Source organism: Pseudomonas sp. MWU347 (assembly GCF_017947305.1).
GTDB lineage: Bacteria > Pseudomonadota > Gammaproteobacteria > Pseudomonadales > Pseudomonadaceae > Aquipseudomonas > Aquipseudomonas putida_A.
The window spans coordinates 82,667-99,665 of record NZ_JAFGZB010000011.1; the positions used below are offsets into that span (position 1 = coordinate 82,667).

At 60.8% G+C, this 16,999-nt stretch carries 13 protein-coding genes; 8 read left to right on the plus strand and 5 right to left on the minus strand.

What is annotated here, in order from left to right; all coding sequences use genetic code 11:
- Window positions 1-53: 53 nt before the first annotated feature.
- The 5 genes from KCG87_RS22450 (at window position 54) to hisC (ending at window position 4,850) form a co-directional block, all read left to right on the plus strand.
- Complete coding sequence (locus tag KCG87_RS22450; RefSeq protein WP_003221710.1) at window positions 54-293, plus strand: BolA family protein; 240 nt, start codon at window positions 54-56, stop codon at window positions 291-293.
- Window positions 294-315: 22 nt separating this feature from the next.
- Entirely contained in the window at window positions 316-1,581 is a 1,266-nt protein-coding gene (murA, locus tag KCG87_RS22455; RefSeq protein WP_134785444.1) for a UDP-N-acetylglucosamine 1-carboxyvinyltransferase, read from the plus strand.
- 127 nt (window positions 1,582-1,708) lie between these two features.
- Window positions 1,709-2,344, plus strand: a complete 636-nt coding sequence (hisG, locus tag KCG87_RS22460; RefSeq protein WP_007967226.1) for an ATP phosphoribosyltransferase — start codon at window positions 1,709-1,711, stop codon at window positions 2,342-2,344.
- Between the two features lie 125 nt (window positions 2,345-2,469).
- A complete protein-coding gene (gene hisD, locus KCG87_RS22465; RefSeq protein WP_027610855.1) occupies window positions 2,470-3,795 on the plus strand; it encodes a histidinol dehydrogenase in 1,326 nt (441 codons plus the stop codon).
- Window positions 3,796-3,797: 2 nt separating this feature from the next.
- On the plus strand, window positions 3,798-4,850 hold the full coding sequence (gene hisC, locus KCG87_RS22470) for a histidinol-phosphate transaminase (RefSeq protein ID WP_210558904.1): 1,053 nt from the start codon (window positions 3,798-3,800) through the stop codon (window positions 4,848-4,850).
- A 323-nt stretch (window positions 4,851-5,173) separates the two neighbouring features.
- On the opposite strand, the gene KCG87_RS22475 is transcribed toward hisC, so the two are convergent.
- The 3 genes from KCG87_RS22475 to algW all read right to left on the minus strand — a co-directional run bounded on the left by KCG87_RS22475 (window position 5,174) and on the right by algW (window position 9,253).
- Window positions 5,174-5,893, minus strand: a complete 720-nt coding sequence (locus KCG87_RS22475; RefSeq protein ID WP_210558905.1) for a DUF4198 domain-containing protein — start codon at window positions 5,891-5,893, stop codon at window positions 5,174-5,176.
- A gap of 12 nt (window positions 5,894-5,905) precedes the next feature.
- Entirely contained in the window at window positions 5,906-8,011 is a 2,106-nt protein-coding gene (locus KCG87_RS22480; protein ID WP_210558906.1) for a TonB-dependent siderophore receptor, read from the minus strand.
- 87 nt (window positions 8,012-8,098) lie between these two features.
- Entirely contained in the window at window positions 8,099-9,253 is a 1,155-nt protein-coding gene (gene algW, locus KCG87_RS22485; RefSeq protein WP_096795365.1) for a Do family serine endopeptidase AlgW, read from the minus strand.
- Between the two features lie 103 nt (window positions 9,254-9,356).
- On the opposite strand from algW, the gene KCG87_RS22490 reads away from it, so the two are divergent.
- The 3 genes from KCG87_RS22490 to cysN all read left to right on the plus strand — a co-directional run bounded on the left by KCG87_RS22490 (window position 9,357) and on the right by cysN (window position 13,197).
- A complete protein-coding gene (locus KCG87_RS22490; RefSeq protein ID WP_098967226.1) occupies window positions 9,357-10,115 on the plus strand; it encodes a Nif3-like dinuclear metal center hexameric protein in 759 nt (252 codons plus the stop codon).
- Window positions 10,116-10,371: 256 nt separating this feature from the next.
- The gene (gene cysD, locus KCG87_RS22495) at window positions 10,372-11,289 is read left to right on the plus strand and encodes a sulfate adenylyltransferase subunit CysD (RefSeq protein ID WP_098967227.1); all 918 of its coding nucleotides are present in this window, start codon (window positions 10,372-10,374) and stop codon (window positions 11,287-11,289) included.
- A gap of 9 nt (window positions 11,290-11,298) precedes the next feature.
- A complete protein-coding gene (cysN, locus tag KCG87_RS22500; protein WP_098967229.1) occupies window positions 11,299-13,197 on the plus strand; it encodes a sulfate adenylyltransferase subunit CysN in 1,899 nt (632 codons plus the stop codon).
- A gap of 784 nt (window positions 13,198-13,981) precedes the next feature.
- Here the strand turns inward: cysN and KCG87_RS22505 are convergent.
- Window positions 13,982-14,887, minus strand: coding sequence for an acyltransferase (locus tag KCG87_RS22505; protein ID WP_027610862.1), 906 nt, complete (start codon window positions 14,885-14,887; stop codon window positions 13,982-13,984).
- The gene (gene pta, locus KCG87_RS22510) at window positions 14,888-16,987 is read right to left on the minus strand and encodes a phosphate acetyltransferase (protein WP_098967230.1); all 2,100 of its coding nucleotides are present in this window, start codon (window positions 16,985-16,987) and stop codon (window positions 14,888-14,890) included.
- Between the last annotated feature and the right edge of the window lie 12 nt (window positions 16,988-16,999).

Consider the following 16,999-nt stretch of genomic DNA (forward strand, 5'->3'; position numbering starts at 1 on the left):
CTTTTTTGTATGATGTCCGACCCGTGCGCACAGGGCGCCGATTGAGGTTGAGCATGCAGGCCGTAGAAGTGAAGAGCTTCCTTGAAGGGAAGCTGCCAGGAACGCAGGTGGAAGTTGAAGGCGAAGGCTGCAACTTTCAGCTGAACGTGATTAGCGATGAACTGGCGGCGTTAAGCCCGGTCAAGCGTCAGCAGAGCATCTATGCCCATTTGAACCCGTGGATCGCCGATGGCAGCATCCATGCGGTCACTATGAAATTTTTCAGCCGCGCGGCCTGGGCCGAGCGCACCTGAGCCCAAGGGCGTCGAGATTCTTATGGATAAATTGATTATTACCGGTGGCGTTCGTCTTGATGGCGAAATCCGTATCTCCGGGGCGAAGAACTCCGCCCTGCCGATTCTGGCTGCCACCCTGCTGTGCGATGGCCCGGTGACCGTTGGCAACCTGCCGCACCTGCACGACATCACCACCATGATCGAGCTGTTCGGTCGCATGGGCATCGAGCCGGTGATCGACGAGAAACTCAGCGTCGAAATCGACCCACGCACCATCAAGACCCTGATCGCGCCGTACGAACTGGTGAAAACCATGCGTGCCTCGATCCTGGTATTGGGCCCGATGGTTGCGCGTTTCGGTGAAGCCGAAGTCGCCCTGCCTGGCGGTTGCGCCATCGGTTCGCGTCCGGTTGACCTGCACATCCGTGGCCTCGAAGCCATGGGCGCGGTGATCGACGTCGAAGGCGGCTACATCAAGGCCAAGGCGCCTGAAGGCGGCCTGCGCGGCGCCAGCTTCTTCTTCGATACCGTCAGTGTGACCGGTACCGAAAACATCATGATGGCAGCTGCCCTGGCCAAGGGCCGCAGCGTCCTGCAGAACGCCGCGCGCGAGCCGGAAGTGGTTGACCTGGCGAACTTCCTCAACGCCATGGGCGCCAAGGTTTCCGGCGCCGGCACCGACACCATCACCATCGATGGCGTCGAGCGTCTGGGTTCGTGCTTCTACAAGGTCATGCCTGACCGTATCGAAACCGGCACCTACCTGGTGGCCGCTGCGGTCACCGGTGGCCGCGTGAAGGTCAAGGACACCGATCCGACCATCCTCGAAGCCGTTCTGGAAAAGCTCCGTGAAGCCGGCGCTGAAGTCACCAGCGGTGAAGACTGGATCGAGCTGAACATGCACGGCAAGCGCCCGAAAGCGGTCAACGTGCGCACCGCGCCGTACCCGGCGTTCCCGACCGACATGCAGGCCCAGTTCATCTCGCTCAACGCCATTGCCGAAGGCACAGGCGCAGTGATCGAGACGATCTTCGAAAACCGTTTCATGCACGTGTACGAACTGCACCGCATGGGCGCCAGGATCCAGGTCGAAGGCAACACCGCGATCGTCACCGGTACTGAAGTCCTGAAGGGCGCGCCAGTGATGGCCACTGACCTGCGTGCTTCGGCCAGCCTGGTGATCTCGGCACTGGTGGCCGAAGGCGACACCCTGATCGATCGCATCTACCACATAGACCGTGGTTACGAGTGCATCGAAGAAAAACTGCAGATGCTGGGCGCCAAGATCCGTCGCGTTCCGGGCTGATTGCTGCATGCGGACACAGGGACGTGTCCACTGAATTTGTTTCGAGTCGAGCCGGTATCCGGCTCGATGTGTGTCCGGCGCCGATTGCGACCGGACATGAGTACCTTGATAAGGACTGACGTTTCCCATGTTGACCATCGCACTGTCCAAGGGCCGCATCCTTGACGACACCCTGCCGCTTCTCGCTGAAGCCGGCATCGTGCCGACCGAGAATCCGGACAAGAGCCGCAAGCTGATCATCCCCACCACTCAGGATGACGTACGTCTGTTGATCGTGCGTGCCACTGACGTGCCGACCTATGTCGAGCATGGCGCGGCCGACCTCGGCGTCGCCGGTAAAGACGTGTTGATGGAATACACCGGCCAGGGCCTGTACGAGCCGCTGGATCTGCAGATTGCCCAGTGCAAGCTGATGACCGCCGGCAAGATCGGCGCGGCCGAGCCCAAGGGCCGTCTGCGCGTGGCGACCAAGTTCGTCAACGTCGCCAAGCGTTACTACGCCGAACAGGGCCGTCAGGTCGACATCATCAAGCTCTACGGCTCGATGGAGCTGGCGCCGCTGATCGGTCTGGCCGACAAGATCATCGACGTGGTCGACACCGGCAACACCCTGCGCGCCAATGGCCTGGAACCTCAGGAACTGATCGCCACGATCAGCTCGCGCCTGGTGGTCAACAAGGCTTCGATGAAGATGCAACACGCCCGAATCCAGGCGTTGATCGATACCCTGCGCAACGCAGTGGAATCGCGACACCGCGGCTGATGTACCTGCGCGACCCCTGGTCGCGCCGTCTATCCGCCTCATAGCCAGAATTCTCAGGTGCCCAAGCGGATCGAATGATAGTTTCGGGCGCCTGAGTTTTTCGCCATTCCTATGAGGCTCTCGCTATGACCGCACCGACTGCAATTCGCCGACTCAACGCTGCTGACCCGGATTTCGCGCATCATCTGGATCATCTGCTGAGCTGGGAAAGTGTGTCTGACGACTCGGTCAATCAGCGCGTGCTGGACATCATCAAGGCTGTGCGCGAGCGCGGTGACGCGGCGCTGGTCGAATTCACCCAGAAGTTCGACGGCCTCGAAGTGGCGTCGATGGCTGACCTGATTCTGCCGCGCGAGCGCCTGGAGCTGGCCCTGACTCGCATCACTGTGGCGCAGCGCGAAGCGCTGGAAAAAGCCGCGGCGCGGGTGCGCAGCTACCACGAAAAACAGAAACAGGACTCCTGGAGCTACACCGAGGCCGACGGCACCGTGCTCGGGCAGAAGGTCACACCATTGGATCGCGCCGGCCTGTACGTGCCGGGCGGCAAGGCGTCGTACCCGTCTTCGGTGTTGATGAACGCGATTCCGGCCAAGGTCGCCGGCGTGACCGAAGTGGTCATGGTCGTGCCGACCCCACGCGGTGAGCTCAATGAGCTAGTGCTGGCGGCGGCGTGCATTGCCGGCGTTGACCGGGTGTTCACCATCGGCGGCGCACAAGCGGTTGCCGCGCTGGCTTACGGCACCGAAAGCGTGCCACAGGTGGACAAGGTCGTCGGCCCGGGCAACATCTATGTGGCCACCGCCAAGCGTCACGTGTTCGGTCAGGTCGGCATCGACATGATCGCCGGCCCGTCGGAAATCCTTGTGGTGTGCGACGGCCAGACCGATCCGGACTGGATCGCCATGGATCTGTTCTCCCAGGCCGAGCACGACGAAGACGCGCAGGCAATTCTAGTCAGCCCGGACGCCGAATTCCTCGACAAGGTCGCTGCGAGCATCGACAAACTGCTGCCGACCATGGACCGCGCAACCATCATCGAAACCTCGATCAATGGTCGTGGTGCGCTGATCCACGTGCGGGACATGGCGCAAGCCATCGAAGTCGCCAACCGTATCGCCCCGGAACACCTGGAGCTGTCGGTCGCCGATCCGCAAGCGTGGTTGCCGCAGATCCGTCACGCCGGTGCGATCTTCATGGGCCGTCACACCTCCGAGGCGCTGGGCGACTACTGCGCTGGCCCGAACCACGTGTTGCCGACCTCCGGCACCGCGCGGTTCTCCTCGCCGCTGGGTGTGTACGACTTCCAGAAACGTTCGTCGATCATCTTCTGCTCCGAGGCCGGTGCTTCCGAGCTGGGCAAGACCGCTTCGGTGCTGGCCCGTGGCGAATCCCTGAGTGCGCACGCACGCAGCGCCGAATACCGCATCAAAGCTGAGCAGAAGGGGAACTGATCATGAGTAAATTCTGGAGTCCGTTCGTCAAGGATCTGGTGCCGTATGTGCCGGGCGAACAGCCAAAGCTGACCAAACTGGTCAAGCTCAACACCAACGAAAACCCCTACGGCCCGTCGCCAAAAGCCCTGGCGGCGATGCAGACCGAACTCAACGACAACCTGCGTCTGTACCCGGACCCGAACAGCGATCTGCTGAAAAACGCCGTCGCTAACTACTACGGCGTGCAGAGCAATCAAGTGTTCCTCGGCAACGGCTCGGACGAAGTGCTCGCGCACATCTTCCACGGTCTGCTGCAACACGAGCAGCCGCTGCTGTTCCCGGACATCAGCTACAGCTTCTATCCGGTGTATTGCGGTCTGTACGGCATCCAGTTCGATGCCGTGCCGCTGGACGCGCAGTTCCAGATCAACCCGGCGGACTACGCCAAACCGAACGGCGGGATCATTTTTCCCAATCCGAACGCACCGACCGGTTGCCTGTTGGCGCTGGAGGCGGTCGAGCAGATCCTCAAGGCCAGCCCGGATTCGGTGGTTGTGGTGGACGAGGCTTATATCGACTTCGGCGGCGAAACCGCGATCAGTCTGGTGGATCGTTATCCGAACCTGCTGGTGACCCAGACCCTGTCCAAGTCGCGCTCGCTGGCCGGGCTGCGCGTTGGTCTGGCGGTGGGTCATCCGGATCTGATCGAAGCGCTGGAGCGGATCAAGAACAGCTTCAACTCCTATCCGCTGGATCGTCTGGCGATTGTCGGCGCGGCGGCGGCGTTCGAGGATCGCGAGTACTTCGACAGGACCTGCCGTCTGGTGATCGAGAGCCGTGAATGGGTGATCGCGCAATTGCAGGCCAAGGGCTTTGAAGTGCTGCCGTCGGCGGCGAACTTCATCTTCGCCCGTCACCCGCAACACGATGCCGCGGGTCTGGCGGCCAAGCTGCGCGAGCAGGGCGTGATTGTGCGTCACTTCAAGCAGGAGCGGATTGCCCAGTTCCTGCGGATCTCGATCGGTACGCCGGAGCAGAATCAGGCGCTGATTGATGGGCTTGGCGACCTCTAAAAGCCAAAGCCCCTCACCCTAGCCCTCTCCCAGAGGGAGAGGGGACTGATTGGGGGATATTGCAGAGTTTCGCCGACGTGAGAGTGCTGTACTGAATCCATAATCGACTCGGATTTTCAGGTCGATGTACTTCGCAAGACAGCTCGATCTGCTCCCTCTCCCAGAGGGAGAGGGGCTGATTGGGGGATATTGCAGAGTTTCGCCGACGTGAGAGTGCTGTACTGAATCCGTAATCGACTCGGATTTTCAGGTCGATGTACTTCGCAAGACAGCTCGGTCTGCTCCCTCTCCCTCAGGGAGAGGGCTGGGGTGAGGGTGCGCTTTTACTCGTGATGCGGTTCGCCAAGGAACGTCAGCGAACTGAACAGCCCGCGACTGTTCACATCCGCGCTGTCCTTCACCGGCACTTCCACCTGCGCCGCAATCACATTCAATCCTTCATTACGCACCAGCACTTGCGCGCGTCCGTCCTTGTCCGTTTCAGTGCTCAGGGTGTTCGGTGCATTGCGATAGTCGCCAATCAGCTTCACGCCCGCTGCCGGCTTGCCATCGAGCAGCACCCGTACCGGCAGTGAATTGCCCGGGCCGACGGTCAGCGGGTCGACCTCCGGCAAAATCAGCAACTTGATCTGCTCAAGCCTGGGCAACTTTGCTCCCGGTTGATAAATCGCCAGGCTGTACTTGAGCGTCTCGGTGGCTTCGACAGCACCCGGCACTTTGCTGCGGCCTTCGTTGATCCATTTTCTGTCGGCGGTTTGCGACCACATGCCGTTGTTCAGTGCGACGGCCATGACCGCCGGTGTTTTTAGCGGCTTCAGGCGCGCGTGATCGGACAGGCGTTCGACGCTTACCGGGATCATTTTGCCGCTTGTGTCATAGGCCCAGGCGCCGCTGATTTTCTGCGCCTTGAAGGCATTGTCTTCGGCGCCATGGCCGTAGATCACTTCGATATTGCCGCGCCGTTGTTCGGTCCACAGGCCGTGGGCCGAGGCCTGAGTGGCGAACAGGGCGGCGATGATCAGCAGGGTTTTGCGGCATTGCATAGTGACGTCCTTTTACAGGTTGAGTGTCAGGCTGACGGTGAAATTGCGCGGCTCGCCGGGGTTGACCCAGTAATTGCTGTAGGAGCGCTCGTAGTATTTTTCGTCGAAGAGATTGTTCAGGTTCAGGCCAACCGTGACGTTGTCGCTGGCCTTGTAATGGGCCAGCAGATCGAAGGTGTGATAGGCCGGCATTTCAAAATCACCGCCGGCTTCACCGGAGCGATCGCCGACATAGGTGAACGCCGCGCCGATGTCCGAGCCGCGCAAATGGCCGTCCTGAAATTCGTACACACCGAGCAGGCTGCCACTGCGCTTGGCCACGCCGAGGATGCGGCTGCCGGTCGGGATTGCCGCGTCGCCCTTGGTCACTTCAGCGTCGATGTAAGCGAAGGCACCCATCACCCGCACGGCATCGGTCACTTGCCCGGTCACTTGCCAGTCGAAACCGCGACTGCGCGCCTTGCCCATCGCGCGGCTGGTGTCGGTGCCCGGGTCGAGGGCGAGGACGTTCTCCTTGTCGATGTGGAAGAAGGCGAGGGTGCTGCTCAGGCGCTCGTCGAACAGTTCGTTCTTGATCCCGATTTCGTAGCCGACACCTTCTTCGGGATCGAAGGATTTGCCGGAGGCGTCGAGGCCGTTATTCGGTTTGAACGAGGTCGAGGCGTTGGCGAACAGGCCGGTGTTCGGCGTCAACTGATAGAGCAGGCCGGCGCGTTGGGTGAGGGCGTCGTGAGTCTGCTGGCTTTTGGCATCGCGGGTGTGATCGTCGATGCGTTGATCAAAGTGTTCGAAGCGTGCGCCGATCATCCCGCGCAGTTTGTCGGTGAAGATGATTTGATCCTGCAGGTTCAGTGCGTGGCTTTCGACGTGTTCGAAGAAGTCAGTACCCGAGCGTGGGCCGTTGGGTTTCGGTTGGCCGTAGATCGGCTTGTAGATGTCGATGGCGTAGGGACCGCCAGCGATGGTAGTGACGCGTTCGTTCTTGCGGAAGTTCTCGTATTCGGTGCCGATCAGCAGTTCGTGCTGCCATGGGCCGAGGTCGAACAGACCGCGCAGCTCCAATTGGGTGATGCTGTCGTGCCAGTTAGTGTCCCGTTCGCGGTAGCGTCGGTTGACCGTGTGACCATCGGCGTTCAGCGCACGACTTTCAGACGCGTCGCCCCACAGTTTGCCTTCCTTGTAGTGGCTGGCCAGACGCAGTTTCCAGCTGTCGCTGAGGTGATGTTCGAGGGTGGCCTGGAGCAGGTTGTTGTGGTTGTCGATGTTGCCGTCGTTCGGTTCACCGAGGAAGGTCGAGCGCGAAACGCCGCTCCATTTGTTGTTCGGCGCGACGATTCCTCGGTCGAACGTGGAGTTGTGCCGGACGATTTCACTTTCCACCAACAACGAAGTGTCCGGGCTCAGTTGCCAACTGATCGAAGGTGCGACGAAGACCCGCTGGCTGTCGACGTGATCACGGAAGCTGTGGTTGTCTTCGACCGCGAGGTTGATCCGTGAGAGCACGTCCCCCTGCTCGTCGAGCGGCGTGTTGACGTCCAGTGCCGTGCGATAACGATCCCAGCTGCCAGCGCTGGTCTGCAGGGTGGTGAACGCTTCGGGCTGCGGCTTTTTGGTGACGATGTTCACCGTGCCGCCAGGATCGCCACGGCCATACAGGCTCGCGGCCGGACCTTTGAGGACTTCGATGCGCTCGACATTGGCCGCGTCCGGCGTGCTCGGGTAGCCGCGATTGGCGCTGAAACCGTCCTTGTAGAACTCCGAGGTGGTGAAGCCGCGTACGCTGTATTCGTACAGCGTCAGGCCGCCGAAATTGTTCTGCTTCGACACGCCGCCGGCAAATTCCAGTGCGCGTTCGACATTGTGGCTGCCCAGATCCTTGAGCACGCTGGCCGGCACCACGCTGATCGCTTGGGGAATGTCGCGGATGGCGGTGTCGGTTTTGGTTGCACTGGCGGAGCGCGTCGCGCGGTAGCCGCTGACCGGCCCGCTGGGGGATTCATAATCGGAAGTGACGCTGATGGCGTCGAGTTCGAGGGGTTGCGGATCTTCGGCGAAGACCGGATCGCCCAGCAGGCCCAGGGTCAGGCCAAGCAGCGAAGCCTTTTTTCGAGACGACATGTTATGTTGTTCCAATCGTTAAATTGAAACAATATAACATGCCTGTTGAGAGTGTCTTTCATTCGCGCGCTCGGCGCGAATAAAGTTTTACTCTTCTTCTTTCACCGGTGCAGGCGGCGGACGCAGGCCGATTTCAGCGGTGAGCTTCAGTTCTTTGCCGTTGCGCATGACCTGAATGGTCACTTTGTCAGTCGGCTTGATCCGCGCCACCTGGTTCATGGACTTGCGGCCATCACCAGCCGGTTCGCCGTCGATACTCAGAATCACGTCACCCAGTTGCAGGCCGGCCTTCTGTGCCGGGCCATCGCGGAAGATCCCCGCCACGACGATCCCCGGACGCCCGGACAGGCCAAACGACTCGGCCAGTTCCTGGGTCAGCGGCTGCACTTCAATACCGAGCCAGCCACGAATCACCTGACCGTGCTCGATAATCGACTTCATCACTTCCATTGCCAGTTTCACCGGGATCGCAAAACCGATGCCCTGCGAGCCGCCGGACTTGGAGAAGATCGCCGTGTTGATCCCGGTGAGGTTGCCGTTGGCATCGACCAGTGCGCCGCCGGAGTTGCCCGGGTTGATCGCCGCGTCGGTCTGGATGAAGTCTTCGTAGTTGTTCAGGCCCAACTGGTTACGCCCGGTGGCACTGATGATGCCCATGGTCACGGTCTGGCCGACGCCGAACGGGTTGCCGATGGCCAGCGCGACATCGCCGATGCGGATGCTGTCGGAGCGGCCGACGGTGATTGCCGGCAGGTTTTTCAAGTCGATCTTCAGTACCGCGAGGTCGGTTTCCGGATCGCTGCCGATCACCCGGGCGAGGGTTTCGCGACCGTCCTTGAGCGCCACCACGATCTGGTCGGCGCCGGTGGTCACGTGGTTATTGGTCAGAATGTAGCCTTCCGGGCTCATGATCACCCCGGAACCGAGGCTCGATTCCATGCGTTTCTGCTTCGGCGAGTTGTCACCGAAGAAGCGCCGGAACTGCGGATCTTCAAACAGCGGGTGCGCCGGTTTGTTGATGACCTTGGTGGTGTAAAGGTTGACTACCGAGGGTGCGGCGATGGTCACTGCGTCGGCATAGGACACCGGTCCCTGCTGCACGCTGGTGGTCTGCGGAGCCTGTTGCAGGTTGACATCGAGGCTCGGCAGCCCGACCCACTGCGGGTAACGCTGAATAATCAACAGAGCGATAAGCACACCGGCCAACAGCGGCCAGCCGAAAAAACGCAGCGCCTTGAGCATTAAGCACGTCCTGGAAAAGTTGCAGGCGGGGTCAGACCGCCCATAATGTCGCGCATTATACGAGGCCGCGCGCGCCTCTGAACGGGATTTTCAGGAGTCTTTCATGGCCGTCGCCCTCAGCACCCTCGTCGAAGAAGCCGACCGTTACCTTGGCAGTGCAAAAATCGCTGATTATTGCCCCAACGGCCTGCAGGTCGAAGGCCGTCCGCAAGTGATGCGCATCGTCAGTGGCGTCACCGCCAGTCAGGCGCTGCTTGACGCGGCGGTGGAGACCGAGGCCGATCTGATACTGGTGCATCACGGCTATTTCTGGAAAGGCGAGAACCCGTGCATCACCGGCATGAAGCAGCGGCGCTTGAAGACTTTGCTCAAGCACGACATCAGTCTGCTCGCCTATCACTTGCCGCTGGATCTGCATCCGGAGGTCGGCAACAACGTGCAACTGGCGCGTCAGCTGGACATTACCGTTGAAGGGCCACTGGATCCGGACAACCTCAAAATTGTCGGACTGGTCGGGTCGTTGAATGAGCCGATGACTGCGCGTGATTTCGCCCGCAAGGTTAAAGACGTCATGGGCCGCGAGCCGCTGCTGGTCGAGGGCAGTGGGATGATTCGTCGGGTCGGCTGGTGCACCGGTGGCGGGCAGGGCTATATCGATCAGGGCGTGGCGGCGGGTGTCGATCTGTTCCTCAGCGGTGAAGCCTCCGAGCAGACCTTCCACAGCGCGCGGGAAAACGACATCAGCTTCATCGCCGCCGGCCACCACGCCACCGAGCGCTACGGTGTGCAGGCACTGGGTGACTATCTGGCGAAGCGCTTCGCCCTCGAACACATCTTCATCGATTGCCCGAACCCGATCTAAGGCTAAACCTTATTTCAGTGTGGGAGCGGGCTTGCTCGCGAATGCGGTGGTTCAATCAGCGGCGATGTTGGATGACACACCGCTTTCGCGAGCAAGCCCGCTCCCACAGGAACAGCATTGCTCGGCCGAACCGGCAGGCATATTCATATGCCCTTTCGATCTAGTAGGCGTCCTGATTAGAAGAGGTCGCTGTGCTAGGATTCCCCGCTCGAACACGGCCCGCTGGCCGTTCATAAGAAAGCTTTCGTGAGTAGCCATGGTCGACAAACTGACGCATCTGAAACAGCTGGAGGCGGAAAGCATCCACATCATCCGCGAGGTGGCCGCCGAGTTCGACAACCCGGTGATGCTGTACTCCATCGGTAAAGACTCCGCCGTGATGCTGCATCTGGCACGCAAGGCGTTCTTCCCGGGCAAACTGCCGTTTCCGGTGATGCACGTCGACACTCGCTGGAAATTCCAGGAGATGTACAAGTTCCGCGACAAGATGGTCGAAGAGCTGGGCCTGGACCTGATCACCCACATCAACCCCGATGGCGTGGCGCAGAACATCAACCCGTTCACCCACGGCAGCGCCAAACACACCGACATCATGAAGACCGAGGGCCTGAAACAGGCGCTCGACAAGCATGGTTTCGACGCCGCGTTCGGCGGCGCCCGTCGCGATGAAGAGAAATCCCGCGCGAAAGAGCGCGTGTACTCGTTCCGCGACAGCAAGCACCGCTGGGACCCGAAAAACCAACGCCCTGAGCTGTGGAACGTCTACAACGGCAAGGTCAACAAGGGCGAATCCATCCGCGTGTTCCCGTTGTCGAACTGGACCGAGCTGGACATCTGGCAGTACATCTACCTCGAAGGCATCCCGATTGTGCCGCTGTACTTCGCCGCCGAGCGCGAAGTGATCGAGAAGAACGGCACGCTGATCATGATCGACGACGACCGTATCCTCGAACACCTGTCCGACGAGGACAAGGCACGCATCGTCAAAAAGAAAGTGCGTTTCCGTACCCTTGGCTGCTACCCGTTGACGGGCGCGGTGGAGTCCGAGGCCGAAAGCCTCACGGACATCATTCAGGAAATGCTCCTGACGCGAACTTCCGAGCGCCAGGGCCGGGTCATCGACCACGATGGCGCAGGCTCGATGGAAGACAAGAAACGTCAGGGTTATTTCTAAGGGGTTGTCATGTCGCACGCATCTGATTTGATCAGCGAGGACATCCTCGCCTACCTGGGCCAGCACGAACGTAAAGAGCTGCTGCGCTTTTTGACCTGCGGTAACGTCGATGACGGCAAGAGCACCCTGATCGGGCGCCTGCTGCACGACTCCAAGATGATCTACGAAGATCACCTGGAAGCGATCACCCGTGATTCGAAGAAAGTCGGCACCACCGGTGACGACATCGACCTGGCGTTGCTGGTCGATGGCCTGCAGGCTGAGCGTGAGCAGGGCATCACCATCGATGTCGCCTACCGCTATTTCTCCACCGCCAAACGCAAATTCATCATCGCCGACACCCCTGGCCATGAGCAATACACCCGCAACATGGCCACCGGTGCGTCCACCTGTGACCTGGCGATCATCCTGGTCGACGCCCGTTACGGCGTGCAGACCCAGACCCGTCGCCACAGCTTCATCGCCTCGTTGCTCGGCATCAAGCACATCGTCGTCGCCATCAACAAGATGGACCTGAAAGACTTCGATGAAGGCGTGTTCGAGTCGATCAAGGCCGACTACCTGAAGTTCGCCGAAGGCTTGAAGATGAAGCCGACCAGCATGCACTTCGTGCCGATGTCTGCCCTCAAGGGCGACAACGTGGTGAACAAGTCCGAGCGCTCGCCTTGGTACAAAGGTCAGTCGCTGATGGAAATTCTCGAGACCGTGGAAGTGGCGGGCGACCGCAACTTCACCGATCTGCGTTTCCCGGTGCAGTACGTCAACCGTCCGAACCTGAACTTCCGCGGTTTTGCCGGCACGCTGGCCAGCGGCATCGTGCACAAGGGCGACGAAGTGGTCGTTCTGCCGTCGGGCAAGAGCAGCCGCGTCAAATCCATCGTCACCTTCGAAGGTGAGCTGGAGCAGGCCGGCCCGGGTCAAGCGGTGACGCTGACCATGGAAGACGAAATCGACATCTCCCGTGGCGACCTGCTGGTGCATGCCGACAACGTGCCGCCGGTCACCGACAGCTTCGAAGCGATGCTGGTGTGGATGGCTGAAGAGCCGATGCTGCCGGGCAAGAAATACGACATCAAGCGCGCCACCAGTTACGTGCCGGGCTCGATTGCCAGCATCGTCAACAAGGTCGACGTCAACACCCTCGAAGAAGGCCCGGCGAGCGCGTTGCAGCTCAACGAAATCGGCAAGGTGAAGATCGCGCTCGACGCGCCGATCGCCCTCGACGGTTACGACAGCAACCGCACCACCGGCGCGTTCATCGTCATCGACCGTTTGACCAACGGCACCGTCGGCGCCGGCATGATCGTCGCTCAGCCAGTGGCTCACGGGACTGCCTCGCACCACGGCAAACTGGCTCACGTTGCCACTGAGGAACGTGCCCAGCGCTTTGGCCAGCAGCCGGCTACCGTGTTGTTCAGCGGTCTGTCGGGCGCGGGCAAGAGCACGCTGGCCTACGCGGTCGAGCGCAAGCTGTTCGACATGGGCCGTGCGGTGTTTGTGCTCGATGGTCAGAATCTGCGTCACGACCTGAACAAAGGGCTGCCGCAGGATCGTGCCGGTCGTACCGAGAACTGGCGGCGTGCTGCGCATGTCGCGCGTCAGTTCAACGAGGCGGGTCTGTTGACCCTGGCGGCGTTTGTTGCGCCGAGTGCTGAAGGTCGTGAGCAGGCCAAGGATCTGATCGGCAAGGAGCGTCTGCTGACGGTTTATGTGCAGGCTTCGCCGGCGGTGTGTGCCGAGCGTGATCCGCAGGGCTTGTATGCTGCGGGTGGCGATAATATTCCGGGTGAGTCGTTCCCGTATGACGTGCCGCTGAATGCTGATCTGGTGATCGACACGCAGTCGCTGTCGTTGGAAGAGAGCGTCAAGCAGGTGCTGGATCTGCTGCGCAAGCGTGGCGCGATTTAAGCTTTAGCCGGAAATGAAAGGCCCGCGGATGAGTGATCATCGGCGGGTTTTTTATTGGGGGGCATTTGGTTTTCGGCGGTGGCGGCCTTTAGGCCGACCATGCTCTGGGTGGGTTGTGTGAATATCCGTTTCTTCGGGTGTTGCTGATTACGGTTCCGCCCTTACGGCGGGTCACTTTTTACAAACGCCTAAAAAGTAACCAAAAACGCTTGCTCCTGCGTTCGGCCCGCTCGCTGGGGCTCGGGGTCCCTTCGCTCCGGGATTGATCCGGGCGCAGCGCCTACGGTTTGCTTCGCTGCACCTCCTCTCGCTGTGTTTGGCTGCGCCAAACGGTCGCTGCGCTCCCACCCCCGGATCAATCCCTACGCTCAGCCTTCCGACGTCGCCCGTGGATCAAGATCAAGAGCTTTCTGCGAGCTGACACTCGGCCATTTGAGTGGTGAAAAGCGTGCGCCTGGCTTTAGTTTTTCCTGTGGAAGCTGGCTTGCCAGCGATGGCGGCCTGACAGCCGACCAATCTCTACCTGAATACACCGGTTTCAAACTGTGGGAGCGAGCTTGCTCGCGAAGGTGGTCTGACAGCCGACTAATCTCTACCTGAATACACCGTGTGCAAACTGTGGGAGCGGGCTTGCTCGCGAAGGCGGCCTCACAGCCGACCAAGCTCTAACTGAATGCACTCCATCCAACTGTGGGAGTGAGCCTGCTCGCGATAGCGGTATGTCGTTCAACATTGGGAGTGGCTGTTCCACCGCTATCGCGAGCAGGCTCGCTCCTACAGGGGATTAGCGTTTGTCTGCGAATTCGCGGTGCATCTGTTCCAGCAGTGCATCCTTGTCCTGCCACAGCTGATTGATCCAGCCCTGGAATTGCAGGCGATATTCGCCGTCCTGGTCGTAGTTCTTGCCGATGAAGGCCGGCGGGATTTTCAGTTCTTCAAAGTGCACCACCACGTCGCGCACGTTGCCGCACAGCAGATCCCAGAAACCCGGACGCCCGCCCGGATAGTGGATGGTCACGTTGACGATCGACTCCAGTTGCTCACCCATCGCGTCCAGCACGAAGGCGATGCCGCCAGCCTTGGGTTTGAGAAGGTATTTGAACGGGGACTGCTGTTGCGCATGTTTGCCTTCGGTGAAGCGCGTGCCTTCGACGAAGTTGAAAATCCCCACCGGGTTGTTGCGGAATTTCGCGCAGGTCTTGCGCGTGGTTTCGAGGTCTTTGCCTTTCTTTTCCGGGTGCTTTTCCAGGTAGGCCTTGGAGTAGCGCTTCATGAACGGGAAGCCCAGCGCCCACCACGCCAGACCGATCACCGGAACCCAGATCAGCTCCTGCTTGAGGAAGAATTTCAGCGGCTGGATCCGGCGGTTGAGCACGTATTGCAGCACCAGAATGTCGACCCAGCTCTGGTGGTTGCTGGTGATCAGGTATGAGTGTTGATAGTCCAGACCTTGCAGGCCGCTGATGTGCCAGCGGGTGCGGCGCACCAGGTTCATCCAGCCTTTGTTGTTGCTGATCCAGGCTTCGTGGGTGTGGCTCATCAGCCACAGTGAGGCGCGGCGGGCGAGGTCGAAGGGCAGCACTTTGATCAGCGCGACGCAGAACAGGAACGAGCACAGCAGAATCGTATTGAGTGCCAACAGCAGCGCGGCGATCACGCCGCGAATCGGGGCGGGCAGGAAGTCCAGCATTTACACATCCATAGGTCGGTTGGCGGCTTGAATCGCTGTCAGGGCGATGGTGTAGACGATGTCGTCGACCTGCGCGCCGCGCGGCAGATCGTTCACCGGTTTGCGCAGGCCTTGCAGCATCGGGCCGAGGCTGACGCAGTCGGCGCTGCGCTGCACGGCTTTGTGGGTGGTGTTGCCGGTGTTCAGGTCGGGGAACACGAACACCGTGGCGCGACCGGCCACCTGGCTGTTCGGCGCCAGTTGCCGGGCAACGTCTGCGTTGGCAGCGGCGTCGTATTGCAGCGGGCCGTCGATCAGCAGCGAGTGCTGTTGCTCGTGGGCGAGCAGGGTGGCTTCGCGGACTTTCTCGACTTCTTCACCGCTGGCCGATTCGCCGCTGGAGTAACTGATCATCGCCACGCGCGGGGTGATGCCGAATGCTGCGGCCGAATCAGCGCTTTGCAGGGCGATCTCCGCCAGTTCGGCGGCGCTCGGGTGCGGGTTCATCACGCAGTCGCCGTAGACCAGCACTTCTTCGGGGAACAGCATGAAAAACACCGACGACACCAGCGTACAGCCCGGTGCGGTCTTGATCAGTTGCAGGGCCGGGCGGATGGTGTTGGCGGTGGTGTTGATCACGCCCGAGACCAGGCCGTCGACCTCATCCAGCGCGAGCATCATCGTGCCGATCACCACGGTGTCTTCCAGTTGCTGTTCGGCCATCGGCGCGTTGAGGCTTTTGCTTTTGCGCAGGGCGACCATCGGCTCGATGTAGCGCTCGCGAATCAAGTCCGGATCGAGAATCTCCAGCCCCGGCGGCAACTCGATACCTTGCGCACGGGCCACGGCTTCGACGTCTTCGGGTTTGGCCAGCAACACGCAACGGGCGATGCCGCGCTCCTGGCAGATCGCCGCCGCTTGCACGGTGAGCGGCTCGCTGCCTTCGGGCAGCACGATGCGTTTGTTCGCCGACTGCGCCCGTTGAATCAGTTGGTAGCGGAATACCGCTGGCGACAGACGCATTTCCCGCGGTGTGCCACAGCGCTGATGCAGCCATTTCGCGTCGAGATGACTGGCGACGAAGTCAGTGATGATCTCCGCGCGCTCGCGGTCATCGATGGGGATTTCCTTGTTCAGGCCATTGAGCAGGTTGGCGGTGTCGTAGGAGCCAGTGCTCACCGACAGCACCGGCAGACCGGCCTGCAACGCGCCACGGCATAGGTCCATGATGCGTGGATCGGGCAGGGTGTCGCTGGTCAGCAACAGCCCGGCCAGCGGTACGCCATTGAGTGCCGCGAGGCTGACCGCGAGGATGATGTCGTCGCGATCACCCGGGGTCACCACCAGTACGCCGGGCTTGAGCAGCTCCACAGTGTTGCGCATGGTCCGTGCGCAGATGATGATTTTGGTCATGCGCCGGGTTTCGTAATCGCCGGCGTTGAGCACCTGCGCGCCCATCAGGTCGGCGACGTCGCGGGTACGCGGTGCATTGAGTTCGGGCTGAAACGGAATGCAGCCGAGCAGGCGGAAATCACCGCTGCGCAACAACGGCGAATGCTCTTTGAGGCGCGTGGCGAAGGCGTCCATGCTCTCCTCGGTCTTGACCTTGTTGAGGATTACGCCGAGGACTTTTGGATCTTTCGGGCCGCCGAACAATTGCGCCTGCAATTCCACGCGGCCGGAGAGTTCGGCAAGCACTTCGTTTTCCGGGGCCGAGACCAGAATCACCTCGGCATCCAGGCTTTTCGCCAGGTGCAAATTGACCCGCGCGGCGTAGCTGGCGCTGCGGGTCGGCACCATGCCTTCGACTACCAGCACGTCTTTGCCGATGGCAGCTTGCTGATACAAGGCGATGATTTCTTCGAGCAACTCATCGAGCTGACCGTCGCCGAGCATCCGCTCGACATGGGCCAGGCCCAGTGGCTGCGGCGGTTTCAGGCCGTGGGTGCGCGCTACCAGTTCGGTGGAGCGCTCAGGACCAGTGTCGCCCGGATGCGGCTGGGCAATCGGTTTGAAGAAGCCGACTTTCAGTCCGGCCCGCTCCAGGGTACGCACCAGCCCGAGGCTGATGGAGGTCAGACCCACGCCAAAATCGGTGGGCGCGATAAAAAAAGTTTGCATGCGGATTCTCTA